This is a genomic window from Streptomyces olivochromogenes (assembly GCF_001514115.1).
Taxonomy (GTDB): domain Bacteria; phylum Actinomycetota; class Actinomycetes; order Streptomycetales; family Streptomycetaceae; genus Streptomyces; species Streptomyces olivochromogenes.
This window is the reverse complement of the sequence record NZ_KQ948499.1, coordinates 14,943-30,726: the sequence shown is the minus strand read 5'-3', so window position 1 is coordinate 30,726 and position 15,784 is coordinate 14,943. Positions and strand designations below refer to the sequence as shown.

Annotated in this window: 13 protein-coding genes, 1 tRNA gene and 3 pseudogenes; 9 read left to right on the top strand and 8 right to left on the bottom strand. The window is 68.2% G+C overall.

The window, feature by feature from the left end:
- Positions 1-335: 335 nt before the first annotated feature.
- Together AQJ27_RS50390 and AQJ27_RS50385 are read right to left on the bottom strand one after the other, a co-directional pair.
- The gene (locus AQJ27_RS50390; RefSeq protein WP_235614046.1) at positions 336-2,123 is read right to left on the bottom strand and encodes a S8 family serine peptidase; all 1,788 of its coding nucleotides are present in this window, start codon (positions 2,121-2,123) and stop codon (positions 336-338) included.
- Positions 2,124-2,189: 66 nt separating this feature from the next.
- Positions 2,190-2,672, bottom strand: a complete 483-nt coding sequence (locus tag AQJ27_RS50385; protein ID WP_067385661.1) for a hypothetical protein — start codon at positions 2,670-2,672, stop codon at positions 2,190-2,192.
- A 331-nt stretch (positions 2,673-3,003) separates the two neighbouring features.
- Here AQJ27_RS50385 and AQJ27_RS50380 point away from each other — a divergent pair.
- The 3 genes and pseudogenes from AQJ27_RS50380 to AQJ27_RS54325 all read left to right on the top strand — a co-directional run.
- Positions 3,004-3,078, top strand: a tRNA-Gln gene (locus AQJ27_RS50380).
- Positions 3,079-3,263: 185 nt separating this feature from the next.
- A pseudogene (locus AQJ27_RS50375) lies at positions 3,264-4,091 on the top strand (IS5 family transposase).
- 450 nt (positions 4,092-4,541) lie between these two features.
- A pseudogene (locus AQJ27_RS54325) lies at positions 4,542-4,896 on the top strand (MFS transporter); the annotation flags it as partial.
- A gap of 195 nt (positions 4,897-5,091) precedes the next feature.
- On the opposite strand, the gene AQJ27_RS50360 reads toward AQJ27_RS54325, so the two are convergent.
- Positions 5,092-5,541: a hypothetical protein gene (locus AQJ27_RS50360; protein ID WP_067385658.1), complete on the bottom strand. Its 450-nt coding sequence runs from the start codon at positions 5,539-5,541 to the stop codon at positions 5,092-5,094.
- Between the two features lie 258 nt (positions 5,542-5,799).
- The gene (locus tag AQJ27_RS50355) at positions 5,800-6,519 is read right to left on the bottom strand and encodes an SDR family NAD(P)-dependent oxidoreductase (RefSeq protein WP_067385656.1); all 720 of its coding nucleotides are present in this window, start codon (positions 6,517-6,519) and stop codon (positions 5,800-5,802) included.
- A gap of 88 nt (positions 6,520-6,607) precedes the next feature.
- On the opposite strand from AQJ27_RS50355, the gene AQJ27_RS50350 reads away from it, so the two are divergent.
- Positions 6,608-7,216: a TetR/AcrR family transcriptional regulator gene (locus AQJ27_RS50350; protein WP_067385654.1), complete on the top strand. Its 609-nt coding sequence runs from the start codon at positions 6,608-6,610 to the stop codon at positions 7,214-7,216.
- 479 nt (positions 7,217-7,695) lie between these two features.
- Here AQJ27_RS50350 and AQJ27_RS60015 read toward each other — a convergent pair.
- A pseudogene (locus AQJ27_RS60015) lies at positions 7,696-7,809 on the bottom strand (transcriptional regulator); the annotation flags it as partial.
- A gap of 174 nt (positions 7,810-7,983) precedes the next feature.
- The gene (locus AQJ27_RS50340; RefSeq protein ID WP_060895109.1) at positions 7,984-8,337 is read right to left on the bottom strand and encodes an ArsR/SmtB family transcription factor; all 354 of its coding nucleotides are present in this window, start codon (positions 8,335-8,337) and stop codon (positions 7,984-7,986) included.
- 169 nt (positions 8,338-8,506) lie between these two features.
- Here AQJ27_RS50340 and AQJ27_RS50335 point away from each other — a divergent pair, with 169 nt between their 5' ends.
- The 3 genes from AQJ27_RS50335 (at position 8,507) to AQJ27_RS50325 (ending at position 12,689) form a co-directional block, all read left to right on the top strand.
- Positions 8,507-9,853, top strand: coding sequence for an aldehyde dehydrogenase family protein (locus AQJ27_RS50335; RefSeq protein WP_060895110.1), 1,347 nt, complete (start codon positions 8,507-8,509; stop codon positions 9,851-9,853).
- Between the two features lie 508 nt (positions 9,854-10,361).
- Positions 10,362-11,474, top strand: coding sequence for an alkene reductase (locus tag AQJ27_RS50330; RefSeq protein ID WP_067385650.1), 1,113 nt, complete (start codon positions 10,362-10,364; stop codon positions 11,472-11,474).
- A gap of 591 nt (positions 11,475-12,065) precedes the next feature.
- Positions 12,066-12,689, top strand: a complete 624-nt coding sequence (locus AQJ27_RS50325; protein ID WP_235614045.1) for an ATP-dependent DNA ligase — start codon at positions 12,066-12,068, stop codon at positions 12,687-12,689.
- A gap of 170 nt (positions 12,690-12,859) precedes the next feature.
- On the opposite strand, the gene AQJ27_RS50320 is transcribed toward AQJ27_RS50325, so the two are convergent.
- The gene (locus AQJ27_RS50320; RefSeq protein ID WP_159064665.1) at positions 12,860-13,021 is read right to left on the bottom strand and encodes a hypothetical protein; all 162 of its coding nucleotides are present in this window, start codon (positions 13,019-13,021) and stop codon (positions 12,860-12,862) included.
- Between the two features lie 317 nt (positions 13,022-13,338).
- Complete coding sequence (locus tag AQJ27_RS50315; RefSeq protein ID WP_159064664.1) at positions 13,339-13,578, bottom strand: hypothetical protein; 240 nt, start codon at positions 13,576-13,578, stop codon at positions 13,339-13,341.
- A 386-nt stretch (positions 13,579-13,964) separates the two neighbouring features.
- Between AQJ27_RS50315 and AQJ27_RS50310 the strand changes: the two genes are divergently transcribed.
- Complete coding sequence (locus AQJ27_RS50310) at positions 13,965-14,336, top strand: BP74-related protein (protein WP_067385643.1); 372 nt, start codon at positions 13,965-13,967, stop codon at positions 14,334-14,336.
- 445 nt (positions 14,337-14,781) lie between these two features.
- Positions 14,782-15,609: an SAM-dependent methyltransferase gene (locus AQJ27_RS50305; protein WP_079065936.1), complete on the top strand. Its 828-nt coding sequence runs from the start codon at positions 14,782-14,784 to the stop codon at positions 15,607-15,609.
- Positions 15,610-15,784 lie beyond the last annotated feature (175 nt).

Sequence of the window (15,784 nt, the reverse complement as noted above, 5' to 3'; positions counted from 1 at the left end):
TTGGCACGCGCTCAACGTGCACTGTCACAGGACAGCCCGCCGTGGCTCGTTGGACCGCGTGTAACGACCGCTGAGATGACCGACGTCCTCGAGTGGGACGCCCGCACGCTCCTCGAGGAGTACGACGGCGGGGGGTCCCCGAGTACGAGGAGTTGCAGGCAGTGGCATAGGCAGAACCCTCAACACCGCTGTCCGAGAAGCGCAGGGCCCCTCGTGGCTGGGTGCCATGGCCTGGGAGTAGCCGGCTTCGAGACTGCCTGGTCTGAATCGCCGTACGGCACCCGCCGGCGTTTAAGGGGGCGGGTGCCGTACGCGTGCGGACCGTGGGTGGGGGCCTATCCGGTCATGGTGGGGGTGTAGGGGGTGAGGGCTGGGGCGAGTTGTGTTCCGGGGGTGAGGCCGAGGGCGGTGAGGGCGTCGGGCAGCCCGCGTCCGGTGCGGGCGGCTTCTGCTGTTCCGGGGGCGGCGAGGGGGCGGCAGCTGGTAGTCATGATGTCGAACAGGTGTTGCACTCGGCCGGGGCCGCGGGGCAGTAGCTGGCCGTGGAAGACCTCGTGGTGGGCGAGGACGAGGGCGGCCAGGCCGGCGATGTGGGCCGAGGCCGCTGCGGTGCCGTCGGCGGCGCTGTAACCGCCCTCGGGGGCGCAGGACAGGACCGCGACGCCGGGGGCGGCCGCGTCGATGCCGGGGCCGTGACTGCTGAACGGGGCGGCGAAGAGTCCTTCCGGTGTCAGCTGAGCTCCGGTGTGGGTGGCGTGGGAGGTGTTGGGTGGACAGGTGCCGTAGGCGCCCAGGGCGCCTACGGCGAACACGGTAGGCAGGCAGGCGGGGAAGGCAACCGGCCCGCCGGTGTCGCCCGTGGGGGCGATGCAGGCGATACCCGCCGTGGTGGCATCCGCGAGTTTGCGGGAAACCAGCGCCGACGGATACGGGGACGCGACCGCGATGTGGGCGATGTCCACCTCGTGTTCGATGCAGTGATCGAGAGCGGCGATCAGGTCACTGAAGTGGCCGTCGGGCAGCACCTGGCAGACGTCGAGCTCGGCGTCGACCGCGATGCCGACGACACCCCTGCCGGTGTCCGCGCTGGCGATGATCCCGGCCGTGTGGGTACCGCTGCCGACCGGGTCGTGCGCCCAGCCTTCCTTGGTGCGGTGTACGAGGTCGGTGCCGGAGCGGACCCGCTGCTTCAGGTCGGGGTGGTCGGCGCTCACCCCCGTACCGATGACCGCGATCTTGATGCCGAAGCCGCGGAAGGTAGGAGGCAGCCGGTCCAGCCGCATGGCCTGCTGGCCCCAGCCGTAACTCTGGCGTTCGTCCAGGTCCGGGTACACGGTGGCGAGCGGGGTGAGAGTGACGACATTCTCCCGTGCCGCGGACAGATCGGGGCGGTTGATCCAGCGGTCGGTGTAGCCGGCCCGGGGGCGGACGTACAGGGACTGGACCGACTGCTCGGTGTCGGTGGCCAGGGTGATGGTGACCGTTCCGTCGGCGGCGGTGATGCCCTGGCCCGGCCATGACGCCCCGATCAGGAACACCCCGGCGCCGGCAAGGGGTTCGCCGTCCGGGCCGCACACACGCACCGCGATCTCCACCGGCTCTTCCAGCGGCATGACCAGCCCCGGATCGGGCAGCGGCAGCATCCCCGGGGTCAACATGGTGGCGGGTCCCGCGCCTGCCAGTGGCAGGTCGGGTTCGATGTGCACGTGCAGGGTCCGCATCGCCGGCAGCTGCATCTCGGCAGCCTCGACGACCACGATCTCGGGACAGGACGGCTGCACGCCGGCCGACTGCAGTTTCTCGGACGGCTCCAGGCGGCGGATCACGGTGACGTCGGGCATGCTCTCGAGCCGGTCGCACACCGCGTCCATGCCAAGTTCGGCAATTCCCGGTGCAAGCAGTTGCTGCGGCAGCGGGGTCACCATGTACCGCTGCCGGCGCTGGTGCACCCCGACCGGTGACAGTGCGCCCTTCTTGCGTGGCGCCGTTCCTTTGTCCCCGGGTACCGGCCCGCCGCCGGCTCTCGCGCCCTCGGGATCGCTCTGGCGGCTGTTCCGGGGCTTGTTCCCGGGCCTGTCCTTGACCATCATCACGCCTGCCTTCACCACGCCTGTACCGGTCACTTCCACAATGACGCGGTGTGCCCGGGAACAACTCCTGGACACACCGCCTCGCGCACCGCCAGGGCGTCAGCCGATGCCGAAGGGCAGACCCATCTGGCCGAAGCCGGAGCCGGGCTGCTGCTGGCCGAACTGCTGCGGGCCGTACCCGCCGCCCCACTGCTGCTGACCCTGCTGACCCTGCTGACCCTGCTGACCCTGCTGACCCTGCTGGCTGTGCTGGACCAGGGCCAGGATCGCGGCCGGCAGTGCCTGCTGCACGGACTGCTCTACCGCGCTGCGCACGCCCTGGATCAGCGTGGTGTGCAGCGCGACGGCCAGGTAGGGGTGTGCCTGGTGGGCCAGGCCCTGCTGCTGCAGCTGCTGCTGGACCTGCTGGATCTGCTGCAGCGTTTGCTGCATCCGCTGCGCGATCTGCTGGCTCGCCTGCTGGCAGGCCTGCTGCATCGTCTGCTGGACCACCTGCGCGAACTGCTGCGGACCGCCGAACTGCTGGCCGCCGGTCTGCTGGCCGAACTGCTGCAGCGGCTGGGCACCGGTCATCACCGACATGAAAGCTCCATTTCAACGCCAAGGGAAAGCCGACATGAGAGACCATGTTGGCTTTTTCGGATTATTCCGACGGGCCGACGCTAAGGTGCCCTTCTCATGACCGCAATCGGGCGAGCCGTCTTGGAAGAGGAGTCCTCCCGATCGGCCCCGGCGACGGTGAGCCGCCGATAGGGGCGGCAGGCCCCCGCAGCCCGCTGACCGACACGCCCGACAGCATCACCGACCGTCACACTGCAAATGCGTAGATTGGGCCCGAGGCCGTACCGCGCTGTGAGGACGTGGCAGGGCACGCCCCCGGCTGACCTTTAGCGCCCAAGGTCGTCGAGGCGGATGGGATATGGGGTAATTGGCAGCCCGACGGTTTCTGGTTCCGTTAGTTCAGGTTCGAGTCCTGGTATCCCAGCCAACGCAGATGCCGCCCATCACGGCAGACATCGAGCCAAACGAGGCTGCTGCGGTTGCCCGGCCAGGTGGTGTCCCGCCGAGTGAGAGGGCGGTATGCGAGTTAGTAGGTGATTTGTCGTCACCTGATTGTGTGGGGCTGCGGCAGTCCAGCCGGTCGGCGGGCTCGGGCGTGCTGGGCTGACCACCGTGAGCGAGCGCAAGCCCTACAAGACCGACCTGTCCGACGAGCAGTGGGCGCTGGTTGAACCGGTGATCGCCGCGTGGAAGGCCGCGCATCGCTCGGTCAGCGGCCATCAGGGCCGGTACGAGATGCGGGAAATCGTCAACGCGCTCCTCTACCAGGGCCGCACCGGCTGCCAGTGGGACCTGCTTCCGCACGATCTGCCGCCGCGCGGCGCGGTGATGTACTACTTCACCAAGTGGCGCGACGACGGCACCGACCGGACCATCCACGACCTGCTGCGCTGGCAGGTGCGGGAGAAAGCCCGGCGGAAGGCGGACCCGAGCCTGGTGGTGCTCGACACCCAGAGCGTGCACGCGGCGGCCGGGGTACCCGCGGAGTCGACGGGGTGTGATGCGGCAAAAAAAGTACCGGGCCGCAAGCGCGGCCTGGCCGTTGACGTGTTGGGCCTGGTGATCGCGGTGGTGGTGCTCGCCGCGTCCGTGCACGACAACACTGTCGGCATCGCGCTGCTGGACAAGGTCGCCGCCGACACCGACACCGTTCAGAAGGCGCTGGTCGACTAGGGCTTCAAGAACGCCGTCGTCGCGCACGGCCAGACGGTGGGCATCGAGGTGGAGGTCGTCGAGCGCAACCCGGGCCAGGCCGGGTTCGTGCCGATCCCCAAGCGGTGGATCGTGGAGCGCGCCTACGGGATCTTGATGCTGCACCGCAGGCTGGTGCGCGACTACGAGCACCTGCCGCGCAGTTCGGAGTCGCGGGTGTACTGGGCGATGACCGCGGTGATACTGCGCCGGCTGACCGGGGCCACCGCTGCGGCCTGGCGCGCATGACCGGCGGAGAGCTGACCCTCGGGGCGGTGCTGGTGCGGTTGGAGGAGCGGGAACGGGAGATCACTGCGCAAGCCGACGCGACGAGGGAGCAGATCGCGCAGCTGACCGCACGGCTGGACGAGCTCGGCCGGGCCGCCGAGGAGGTCCGGATCACCCGCAAGACGCTGCTGGAGCTGCCCGATCCGCAGCCGCCCGCGGCGCCGGCCCCGGAACTGCCGGACCATCCGGCCTACCAGCAGATCATGGCGGTGTTCGCCACGGCCGACGCGCCGCTACGGGCGCGGCAGGTGTGCGAGGCGATGGACATGGAGATCGCACCCAACAACATCAACAACACCAGCCTGAAACTCAAGCGGCTCGCCGAGCGCGGAATCCTGGTCGAGACCGAGCAAGCTTGTTCACCCAACCGCGGCCGTAGCCGCCCGGCGACGCCGCAGCCAGCGCACTTGCCCCTCCCCACTGACCGGCCGGCTCGTCGACCGGTACGGCCGTACGCCGATAGCCGCAGCCTCCGGCCTCACCCTCCTCGTCGCCGGAATCACCGCCGCCGCGGCGCCTGCCGCGGCTGGGCTGAAACCTGGGCCTCGTCTCCGGCACCGCGATGATCACCGATGCCGTGCCGCTGGCCACCCGCGCCAAGACCCAGGGCATGGTCGACGTCTCCATCGCCATCGCCGGCGCCACCGGGGGCTTCAGCTCCGACCTCGTCGTCTCCGCCTCCGGCTGCCCCGTCCTCGCCCTCACCGGCGGCATCCTCGCTCTCGCCGTCCTCCCCGCGATCGCCACCAGTGCGAGCAGCCGGTGACCCGGCCTGCCCCGTCGGGGGAAGCCGGCCGCCCTCACCGTCGACGGCACCGGGCACCGGGCACCGGCGTCCACGTCTTCGCCAGAACCTCATCCGCCCGATGCTGAACTCGGCAGAGACCGCCAACCCGTCCTCTGCGGCCTCCAGCCAATGGAGGCGGTGCGGTGGATCAGCTGCGGTGCCACGCCGGTGCGGTCACTTCCAGTCGCTGTTCGATGGCGCCGTCGCTGTTGGCTCCGTTTCTTGGGCGGCCGCTTGCTTGTGCTCGATGAGGGCCGTGGTACCGGCTACCACCGCAGAAAGAGCCACGGCGGCGGACAGCATGGCCGAGGTACGGCTGACGTCGCGCCGCAGGCCCGCAGCCAGGAAAGCGGCGGCATCGACCGAGTCCATGACGATGTTCACCGCAAGAAACTGCTGCTGCTGGGGCCGGGTGAAACTGTCCATCCGTTGCAGTCCAAGCCCGAGAGCAGCGTTGCGGATCGCGAACATCCGCGAATAAGGGATCGCGGGGGTACCGCTGGCCGTGAGCTGGAAAACCCGCGCGGCCAGCCGCGGGGTGAACAAGTGGGTGGCCGCGACGATGAAGCGCCCGGTCGTCAGCGCTCTGCGGGAAGGAACCAGGTGGAGGGGGAATTTGGACATGGAGAATCCTTTCAATCCGGAACGGGCCGGTCAGTTGTTCAGGAGGTGGCGGGTCAGGAATTCGACCTGGTCCGCAACGACGGTGTCGAACGCCGGCAGGCCGCTCATCCTGGGACGCTTCAGCGCGAGTCGGGGCGGGCGAGGCCCGAAGCGGCGTTGAGGCTGTCGATGGCGGTTCGGGCCTCGGACACCGCGGCGGCGATCGCGGCGGCGGCCTGCCCGGCTTGTTCGGGTGTGGGGGAAGGATTTCTATGGGGTTCAGAGCTCGGCGACGACGCGTCGTAGTGTGCCCGGCGCGATGCGCAGCATGGCGGGCATGGCTTTCGTCTGACCGGGGAATGCCATGTTCCGCCTCCGCCGAAGAGCTTTCATCGTGACCGCCGCCACCTGTGCGGGAGTCAGTTTCTTCCCCGTGGCTTCGGCGTTCATGGGCGTGTCCGTGGACGGTGGGAGGACCTCGAGGACATGGGTGCCTTTCGGGGCGAGTTGACGGCGCAAGCCGTCCGCGAAGCCGTGCAGGCCGGCCTTCACCGCGCCGTGGGTAGGCGCGCGAGTGGGCGAGACCAGAGCGAACCCCGAGGTGATGAATACGATCGCGTCGGGCGATGGCCATCCCTCGAGCACTTCACCCGTCAAGTGGATGGGGGCGGTGAGGTTCAACGCCACCTCGTCATCGAGAGTCGCATTGGGGTTCTTGCCGGCGGCATAGTCTCGTTCCTCGAACGTGCCGGCGTTGTTGACCAACACGTCCAAACGCCCGAAGCGATCAGCGACTGCTTGCAGCAACGCTGCCCGGTCAGCTGCGTTCGTCACATCGGCCCGCACGGCCAGCGCCTGCGGGTGTGCCTGCGCGAATCGGTCAAGCGCAGCCTGCGAACGCCCGCAAACGACGACAGACGCCCCGAGCTCCACGAAGGATTGCGCGAGGCTCAAGCCGATGCCTGAGGTTCCGCCCGTGATGAGCACGTTCTGTGACATAACGGTGCCTCTCCGTATACCGTACTGATTGGTACGAAACACGTTAGCACATCCGTACCGATCGGTATCGAAGGGGTAGGATGAAGAAATGTTCTCGACGACACCGGTCCCTCGTGGCAGGCCTCGCGCGTTCGACATCGACGAGGCACTCGATCGTGCAGTCCTGGTGTTCTGGTCAAAGGGTTTCGAGGGCGCCAGCCTTGACGACCTCACCGAAGCGATGGGTATCAGCCGCCCCAGCCTGTACAGGGCGTTCGGCAGCAAAGAAGACCTCTTCTACAAGGCGCTGGAGCGGTACACCGAGGGCTTGACCTCCTACTTCGCTCGAGCTCTGGCAGAGCCCACAAGCGGAGCAGTGGCTACTGCTGTGCTCCACGGAACGGTCGAGGCGGCAACCACGCCGGGACTCCCCGCGGGCTGTCTTGGCGTGCTGGGTGCGTTGGCTACGGGGGATGAGAGCCGCCCGGTCCGAGACGCACTCATCGCATGGCGTGAGGAGGGGATAGCCCACTTGACGCGCCGGTTTCAACAGGCGGTGGACGCCGGTGACCTTCCGCCTTCCACAGATCCTCATCTTCTTGCGCTCTACCTGAGAACAGTCGCCAATGGGATTGCCGTCCAGGCCGCAAGTGGTAGTTCCCGCCCTGAGCTGCTGCAAGTCGCGAACCTCGCGTTGGGCAGCTGGCCAAAGCTGTAGTCAGCCAGTTGGCCCGGGATCTGCGCACGTACTTCGACTTTCTGTGGTTCGCGCGAGGCCGGCGTTGACTGGCGCGACGCGTCCATGGATGACCGGGCGGCGTACGAGTGGTGGCGTCGTCGCGACGAGCGTGGACCTCGTCTGTAAGACACGAGCTGGGACCGGGAGGTGTCCACGGTCAACGGGCTCACGGAACCGCCGCGACGGGTGGAGGAGCTGCGGGTGCGTCACCTGGAGCGGTACCTGATGTCGACGCGGCAGACGTGCGGGGAGAAGTCAGCCCGCCGGAACCTGTACGAGGAGGCCATCCGCCGGCCGGCCCTCGAAAGCGACGCCCTGCGCAGCGGCGCCGCCGTTCTTCCACTGCCTACCGCAGCACGCCCGCGCCGTCCTGAATCCGGCACCGCCCCCGGAGGCGTCTGGCGTGCGAAGGGACGCTGGGCGTGGCGCGCAGCCAACTACCGATGATCAACTGTTCATCAAGCCGTGCGTGCCGGCGGCATCCCGGCTCCCGCCCTTGTCGCGTCGGTGCCCCAGCTGGCCAGCAGTCGTAGTGCCTCCGCCGACGGGGAACCGGGTTCGGCGTAGTACGTCGCCTCCGTGTAAGCGGGTACGTCGGGGCCGGTGGCGTATCGCCTTGCTGGGGCACCGGTTACTGCCGCTCGGCGCACGAGGTGTTGTTCGACGTGATCGAAGCCGACCGCAAGCTGGACACCTGGCTGCGGTGGGTCCGGTTCGTCGCGGCCACGGAGGGGCGCCCCGGAGGGTCAGGCGCACTCGGCGTTCACGTAAGGCTCCACGCGGCCGACGCTCTCCTTGAGGACGAGGTCGAGCAGTCCGGGGAACCGCTGGTCCAGATCTTCCTTGCGCAGAGTGTTGAAACGGCGGGTGCCGACATCGTGCTGCCGGATGAGACCGGCCTCGCGCAGGACGCGGAAGTGGCGGGTGAGAACGGACGCGGTGACGTCCTGCGTGAAGCCGCTGCAGGCCAGGCCAGGGGAGACGGAGAGGGTGACGACGATGGTGAGCCGGGTCTCGTCGGTCAGCGCGCTCATGATCTTGAAGAGGTCGAGGTCGTCCGTGTCGGGGTGGACGAGGGGGGATGAGGTGCGGCTGGCCATGAGGAAAGAATAACCCTCACCTCATGTTCGCGTCTACGCGTACATGGGTTACGGTGAAGGCACGGATTGACCCTTCATCCGTCATCCACCGGGTTGCCCATCACCGGTACTACGGCATGCCACGAACGTCTTTGACGGCGCGGCCTGCATCAAGAACGGAGCACACCCCATGACCACAACACAGGCGACCGAGTCGAGGACGCACCGGACGGAAACGGCCGCGGAGGCGGTCGGCCGCCTTCGTGCGACGTTCAACACCGGCGTCACCCGCGGCCTGGACTGGCGCGTCAGCCAGCTGCAGCGGCTGCGGGCACTGCTGGTCGAGAACGAGCAGGAACTGATCGAAGCCCTCTGGGCGGATCTGAGGAAGAACGCCGCCGAGGCCAAGACGCAGGAGATCGACTTCACCGTCGCCGACATCGACGAGGCACTGGCGAACCTCGAAAACTGGCTTCAGCCCCGCCCGGTGGAGGTTCCCGCCCACTTCGGTCCCACGACCACGGCCTACACCACGTACGACCCGCTCGGGGTCGTCCTGGTGATCGCTCCGTGGAACTTCCCGCTGCACCTTCTCATCGACCCCATCATCGGCGCGCTGGCCGCCGGGAACACCGTGGTGGCCAAGCCGAGCGAGATGTCGGTGCACACCTCGGCGGTCGCTTCACGACTCCTGCGTGAGTACTTCGATGCCGATGTGCTCACCGTGGTCGAGGGAGGCGCCGAGGAGACCACGGCCCTCCTGGCACAGCGCTTCGACCACATCTTCTACACCGGCAATGGCACGGTCGGCCGGATCGTCATGGCCGCGGCCGCCAAGAACCTCACCCCCGTCACGCTCGAACTCGGGGGCAAGTCGCCGGTCTTCGTGGCGCCCGACGCCGATGTGGAGGAGACCGCGAAGCGGCTGGTGGGCGCCAAGTTCGGCAACGCGGGGCAGCAGTGCATAGCCCCCGACTATGTTCTGGCCGATCCTGCGACCGCGGCCGCACTGGTTCCCGCCCTGCGTGCGGCGGTCGAAGCTCAGTTCGGCACCAGCCCGCAGACCGCGGCCGACTTCGGCCGGATCATCAACGAGCGGCATTTCGACCGGCTCACGCGGCTGCTGGATTCCGGCCGGGCGGCGGTGGGAGGCCGGCACGACCGCGACGACCTGTTCATCGCACCGACCGTGCTCACCGATGTCGACCCCGCATCGCCGGTCATGCAGGAGGAGATCTTCGGTCCGATCCTCGCCGTCGTCGAAGTCGAAGACCTCGATGCCGCCATCGCCTTCATCAACGAACGCGACAAGCCCCTGGCGCTCTACGCCTTCACCACGTCCGAGGCCACCAAGTCGCGCCTGGTGAACGAGACGTCCTCCGGCGGCGTCGCCTGGGGCCAGCCGGTGATGCAGCTGCTCATGACCGGCCTGCCGTTCGGTGGCGTCGGCGAAAGCGGCATGGGCCGGTACCACGGCCGGTATTCCCTCGAGACGTTCAGCCACCTCAAGGCCGTCGCGGACGTCCCGCTCAACTAGCCTCGCGCTTTCGTGAAGCAGGCTGTCCGATGGGCGATCGGCCGGCGGACGTGCCTCAGGCCGGTGAGAATGAGGATCGCTGAGATCGCTGTTCCCACCCCCGCCGCAATCGCGTTCCAGGCGAAGCCGTGTATCGGTCCTCATCGCGGGGGCGCGTCAAGGGAGTCGGCCGCGGCGCGCGCTGCAGACACCGATCCGTACCGACTCCGGCGGCGGCACCCAAGACTTCGTCACCTGGCCGGCCGCTGATCGTGCGCAAGGAGCGAACGCCCGTACCCCGGCGGGCAGTTGCACTTGACCGGCGTCGACACCGACGCCGACGGCATGCGGCTCTCACCGCGTTCGCCGCCAACACCACCCACACCCCGATCGCGGTCCTGGAACCGCGTCACCGCCGGCGGGCCCGCGCCTGCCCGAGGGCCGCATCCGCGCCTGCCCCGGGACAGCCTGGACCCCCTGCGCCGCAGACATTCATCCCCTCTCCCTCCGTATCACAGAAGGAAAACCCATGCCTGTCAACACTTCAGAAGCTTCGCCCGTTCCGTCGCTTTTCTCCCCCGTCGCACTCGGGAAGATCGAGCTCACCAACCGCATCGTCATGGCACCGCTGACCCGGGTCCGCGCCGGCTCCTCCGGCATCCCCGGGGACCTCATGGTCGAGTACTACCGGCAGCGGGCGAGCGTCGGAATGATCATCACCGAGGGCACCTACCCCGACCACGCGTCGCAGGGGTATGTCGGTGAGCCGGGCATCGCCACCGACGAGCAGGCGGCCGGCTGGCAGCGGGTGTTCGAGGCGGTGCACGCCGAGGGCGGCCGCATCGTCCTGCAGATCATGCACGCCGGCCGCGGCACCCACCCCGACATCAACGGCGGCCGCCGCATCCTCGCCCCCAGCGCGATCGCCATCGACAATAAGACGTTCACCGAGAAGGGCGAACAGCCCTACCCTGTACCGGAAGCGATGACCACCGCAGAGATCCGGGCAGCCCTGGAGGACTTCGTCACCGCGGCCCGCCGGGCCGTCGAGGCGGGAGCGGACGGCGTGGAAATCCACGGCGCCAACGGCTACCTGCTCCACCAGTTCCTCTCCCCGGCGGCCAACCAGCGCACCGATGGATACGGCGGCTCGCCGAACAACCGCGCCCGCTTCGTCGTCGAGGTCGTCACGGCCATCGCCCAGGCCGTCGGTGCCGATCGGGTCGGCCTGCGGATCTCGCCGGAGGGCGACCTCGGGGACGTCTTCGAGACCGACCGGGACGACGTCCTGGCCACCTACGGCACCCTGCTCGACCAACTGCGCCCGCTGGGCCTGGCCTACCTCTCCGTACTGCACACCGAGCCGGGCGGCGACCTTGTACAGGAGCTGCGGCGGCGCTTCGACGGCAAGCTGATCGTCAACAACGGCCCCCTCGGGGGGCAGACCACCCGCGAGCAGGCGCTCCAGCAGATCGAGGCCGGCCACGCCGACGCCGTGGTCGTGGGCCGGGCCCTCATCGCCAACCCCGACCTGGTCGAGCGCTGGCAGGCTGGCCACCCGGAGAACGAGCCGCGGCCGGAACTGTTCTACGGGCCGGGCGCCGAGGGCTACACCGACTACCCCTTCCTCGAAGCGGCTTGAGGCCCACGGTCACGCCTGTCCATGCGGCAGCCCCACTCACCCATGGACAGGCGCCCGACCGGCGACACTGTGCCCGCCCCTGTGAGCCCGCGGTCACACCGGCGATCACGCCCCGCTGCGGGCACGGCAGGTCTGCGAGGCGATGGACATGGAGATCGCGCCCAACAACATGAACAACACCCGCCTGAAACTCAAGCGGCTGACCGAGCGCGGCATCCTGGTCGAGACCGAGCAGGGATTGTTCGCCCAGTCGCGGCCATAGCCGCCCGGCGGCCCTCCGGGCAGCCTGCCTACCCCAGCCGACAGGGCAATACAGACATCAAGTCACGTACCGCCCTCTGAACACTTCGCGGGACACCATCTCGGCCATGACGGCGAGGCATGCCCGACTCAGCCGTGCTCGACCGCGAATACCGTCGGCACTGAGTGCCAGCAGGTGATACGGCGGTGCGGCGGGCATGAGGCGACGGCCTTTGCCGCGTACTTTGATCATGGTCTCGTCGTGTTCCTCGAAGCCCGCTGCTGTTGCTGACCGGGATGGAAACGACTGGGCGAGTGGCCGGAGCTGGCTGCCGGGCGCAGGCTGGGAGTGTGCTTGTTGCGCTGGCGCCGATGTTCGCGGTGATCGGTCCGGCTCCGGGGCTGGAGAGTGAGGCGGAGTACGCGTACGAGACGCTCTGGAACGGGGTACGGGTCATCGCCCACCTGCCCGGCAACGGGAGCATGCGGCTGCTGTCCCAGACCGGGGTGGACGTCACCGACCAGTACCCTGAACTGAAGGCGCTGCCTGTTCTGCTGCCCGGGCCCCAGGCTGTGCTCGACGGGGAGATCATCACCCTGGACGGTGAGGGCCGGCCGTCGGTGGAACGCCTGCAGCAGCGCATGAGCTTGCATCATCCTCAGGTGATCGGCCACGCCGTCGAGGATCTACTTGTCCAGCTGATGCTGTACGACATCCTTTACCTCGGCGAGCCGACCGTGCAGTTGCCGTACACCTCCCGCCGCGACCTCCTCGACGACCTCGCCCTGGCCAGTCCCTGTATCAGTGTGCCCGCGGCCTGGCCCGCACCTGCCGAGCAGGCCCTTGAGCAGACCCGTCTCGAGGGATACGACGGCGTCGTCGCCAAGCGCCTCACCAGTCCATACTTGCCTGGACGTCGTACCCGCGACTGGATCAAAATCAAGCACCTGGTGCGAAATCGACCCGCCACATGACCGGTCCCGGCTCCCGCTGGGCCGTGTCCGACAACTGCCGTCCGGCCACAGTCCGGGGGCTCTGAGGGTGGCGGGCCGCTTCGGTGTCGCAGGCTTCCCTACACCACGGTGTCGACCATCCGCACCGTGAACTGTGGATTCGAGGTTCAGAAACCCGGGAGCGTTGACCGCTAGGTGTCTCGCTGTCCGTGATCGTGGCTGTCGACCTGCTCCGTGGGCTTGTCATCTCGAGGGGGCGGTGGTGGTGAGGGGAACAGGAGGTCTTCGAAGAGGTCCAGCGCCAGCATCAGGAGCAGGAGCATTACCGGCACGAGCAGAGCCAGCACGACCACGATGCCTCCCGACGAAGCGGTGATCACGGGAACGGCGCGACGGCAGAAAGTCCAGGCTCAGTGTGGGCTGAACGGGTGAGGGCCGCATGCCCGAGGCGAGGGCGTGTAAGCCGTACGGGTGACATTGGTCCGGCGCCGGCCTGCTCGCGCAGGTACTGCCACAACGGCGCAGCACGCCCTGAGGGCGTGAGGGCACCAAGCCGCAGCAGACCCCGGACGGGTGGCCGTCCGGGGCCCTGAGGCACCGCTGGGGCTGTTAGCTCATGAGATGGCACAAGCAAGCGCGAACACAGCGGGGAGAGGCGGCCTGCCGTCGTCTACCCCGCCTGGAGCGGGTGGGAGGGATCCGGCACCGTGTCGTCCGTGCGGGCGGCGCTGAGGGTTCGTCGCGGGCTCGGCGGCGTTGCGGGGTGGGATCCGAGGACTCCGCGGGTTCGCAGCTCGCCGAGGTCTGGCAGGTGGATGCCGGGCAGTGCGTCGAGGAGGTTGGCCTGGGCGGCGCGGATGTTCTGCGCGGGTGCCTCGGGGCCGGTACCAAGGGTGCGGCGGGTGGTCACGGTGATCATCGTAAGGGGGCTCTTGGCCGGAGCGTAGCGGGAAGCCTGGCGCCGTACGGTGGGCACGGCGCCGGGCTCACTTGGGCAACGGGCCGTCCGGCTGGTGGTTATGGCCCCTTCCACCCCGCCGGGGATCGGCAGGGACGGGTCCGGCCGGGGTGATTGACGCTCCGGGTTCCTCCCCGTACGCGGCGATCCACTCGCGGTGGGGCTGTCGAGGATCTTGGGAAGCGGGGTTCCGAGTGTGATCGTTACTTAGCATAGTTATTCGGATACTTTGCGTCATGATTGGTCGTGAGTGTCACGGCCCCCAGGCACGGAGCTGCCCTCATGCGACGTATCACCACCCGGATCGGCACCCTCGCGGCCACCTGCTCGCTCTGACCATGGGGCAGAGCGGACAGGCCGGAGCCGCCGGCGACGCCGCGTACTTCAACATGCGGGACATCACCGGCCACAACTTCGTCATCGAGATCACCAGGCCGGAAGTCATCAAGGAAGCCCGCGACATCGTCAAGAGCGGGGAACACAAGATCGTCATCGGCCGGATCATCAAACGCCCGGCCTTCTACAACCCCCAGTGGGACTTCCACTACAATCCGGACACCATCAGCTTCGCCGACGCGGCCATCGAGGTCTGCGACGCCACCATCCCCTACGTCGAGGACCACCTGGACGAAGCCGGCGGCCCCTTCCTCCCCGGCCTCTACTGGTGCCCCTGGACCGGCCGCCTCACCGAAGAACTCACCCCCCGCTAACCCTGCTCTATGCCTTCCAGCTTCGAACGGTGATGGGGGGCTTGATCCGATGCTCAACCGCCAGGCGGCCGGCTCCCTTGGCCGGGGGACTTCCTGACGAACTGGCCACCCCGACCCCGGTGTTGGCGGGCAATCGAGTGGCCCCTCCTGTATGGCGCCGATCTGCGGACGGACGCCACACAAGAGGGTCGCCCGTCCGCAGATCGGCGCGGGGCTGCCTGGGGAATCAAGCCGAGCAACTATGAGACCGCCCCGAGCAGGAGATGGGAGATCCAGATATCCCCATCAGCCATGCGGTGCGCAGAGTGTCCTTGGACAGTGAAGCCAGTCGCCCTGTCATCCAATCGGGCGTTTGACACCGAGCCCAGACATCCATGCCCTCGCGCTGCCCAGACCGGCCGGAGGATCCCAAAACGAGGGTCCGCAGGCGACGTTGCGGGAAAGAATGGCAGCCATGACGTACGAAGGCTCCTCCATCGACCCGGCCAAGCCCAGCATCGCCCGCGTCTACGACTACCTGCTCGGCGGCAAGGACAACTACGCCGTGGACCGTGAGATCGGCGACGTGTTCAAACGCGACCTGCCCGGTTCGGTGGCCATCGCCTTCGCCAACCGCGCGGCCCTGACCCGGGCGGTCAGAGAGATCGCGAAGACCACCGGCATTCGGCAGTTCATCGACCTGGGCAGTGGCCTGCCGACCGCGGACAACGTCCACCAGGTCGCGCAACGGCACGCCCCCGAGTCCCGAGTCGTCTACGTCGACATCGACCCCCAAGTGCTGGTCCACGGCCGCGCACTGCTGGAGAACAACGACCGGACCCGCGTCGTCGCGGTCGATGTGCGCAACCCCGAAGGCATCCACACTCACCCCGACACCCTGGAAATCATCGACTTCACTCGTCCCGTCGCCGTCATCCTCAGCGCCATCCTCCACCACGTCAACGATGACGAGGACCCGGCTGGCATCGTCCGCTACTGGCGAGACCACGTCCCCTCCGGAAGTTGCTTCTTCATCAGCCACTTCCGCTCCGGCAACAACCCGGAGACCGCGGAGGCCGAGAAGGTCCTCCAGCAGACGTTCGGCCGCGGCCGGTGGCGCACCGACGCGGAGATCGCCTCCCTGCTGGACGGCCTGGAGATCCTCGACCCCGGGATCGTCCCCGCGTCCCTGTGGCGTCCCGACGAGAGCGACAACCCGTGGAACAGCGACGAAGGACGAGAGCTCACGGTCTGGGAACACCTCATCGCCGCCGGACTGGCCCGGAAAGCCTAGACGTGATCCCCGGATGACGATCGCCGGGCAGCTGCGCCTTCGGCCGGCAGGTCGCCGGGGTGGCGAAGCTCCTCGGTATCGACGTCGGTAAGTGAGCGGATTGACGTCCTGCCCGACCGTACCGCCCAGACCCTGGGCGCGTGGCTGCACGAGTTTCCCGGGGCCGAGTACGTCT

Coding starts and splice junctions, on each gene's coding strand:
- AQJ27_RS50385 (WP_067385661.1), bottom strand. CDS start 2,672: ATGTCGGTGATGACCGGTGCCCAGCCGCTGCAGCAGTTCGGCCAGCAG.
- AQJ27_RS50360 (WP_067385658.1), bottom strand. CDS start 5,541: ATGTCCAAATTCCCCCTCCACCTGGTTCCTTCCCGCAGAGCGCTGACG.
- AQJ27_RS50355 (WP_067385656.1), bottom strand. CDS start 6,519: ATGTCACAGAACGTGCTCATCACGGGCGGAACCTCAGGCATCGGCTTG.
- AQJ27_RS50350 (WP_067385654.1), top strand. CDS start 6,608: ATGTTCTCGACGACACCGGTCCCTCGTGGCAGGCCTCGCGCGTTCGAC.
- AQJ27_RS50340 (WP_060895109.1), bottom strand. CDS start 8,337: ATGGCCAGCCGCACCTCATCCCCCCTCGTCCACCCCGACACGGACGAC.
- AQJ27_RS50335 (WP_060895110.1), top strand. CDS start 8,507: ATGACCACAACACAGGCGACCGAGTCGAGGACGCACCGGACGGAAACG.
- AQJ27_RS50330 (WP_067385650.1), top strand. CDS start 10,362: ATGCCTGTCAACACTTCAGAAGCTTCGCCCGTTCCGTCGCTTTTCTCC.
- AQJ27_RS50310 (WP_067385643.1), top strand. CDS start 13,965: ATGGGGCAGAGCGGACAGGCCGGAGCCGCCGGCGACGCCGCGTACTTC.
- AQJ27_RS50305 (WP_079065936.1), top strand. CDS start 14,782: ATGGCAGCCATGACGTACGAAGGCTCCTCCATCGACCCGGCCAAGCCC.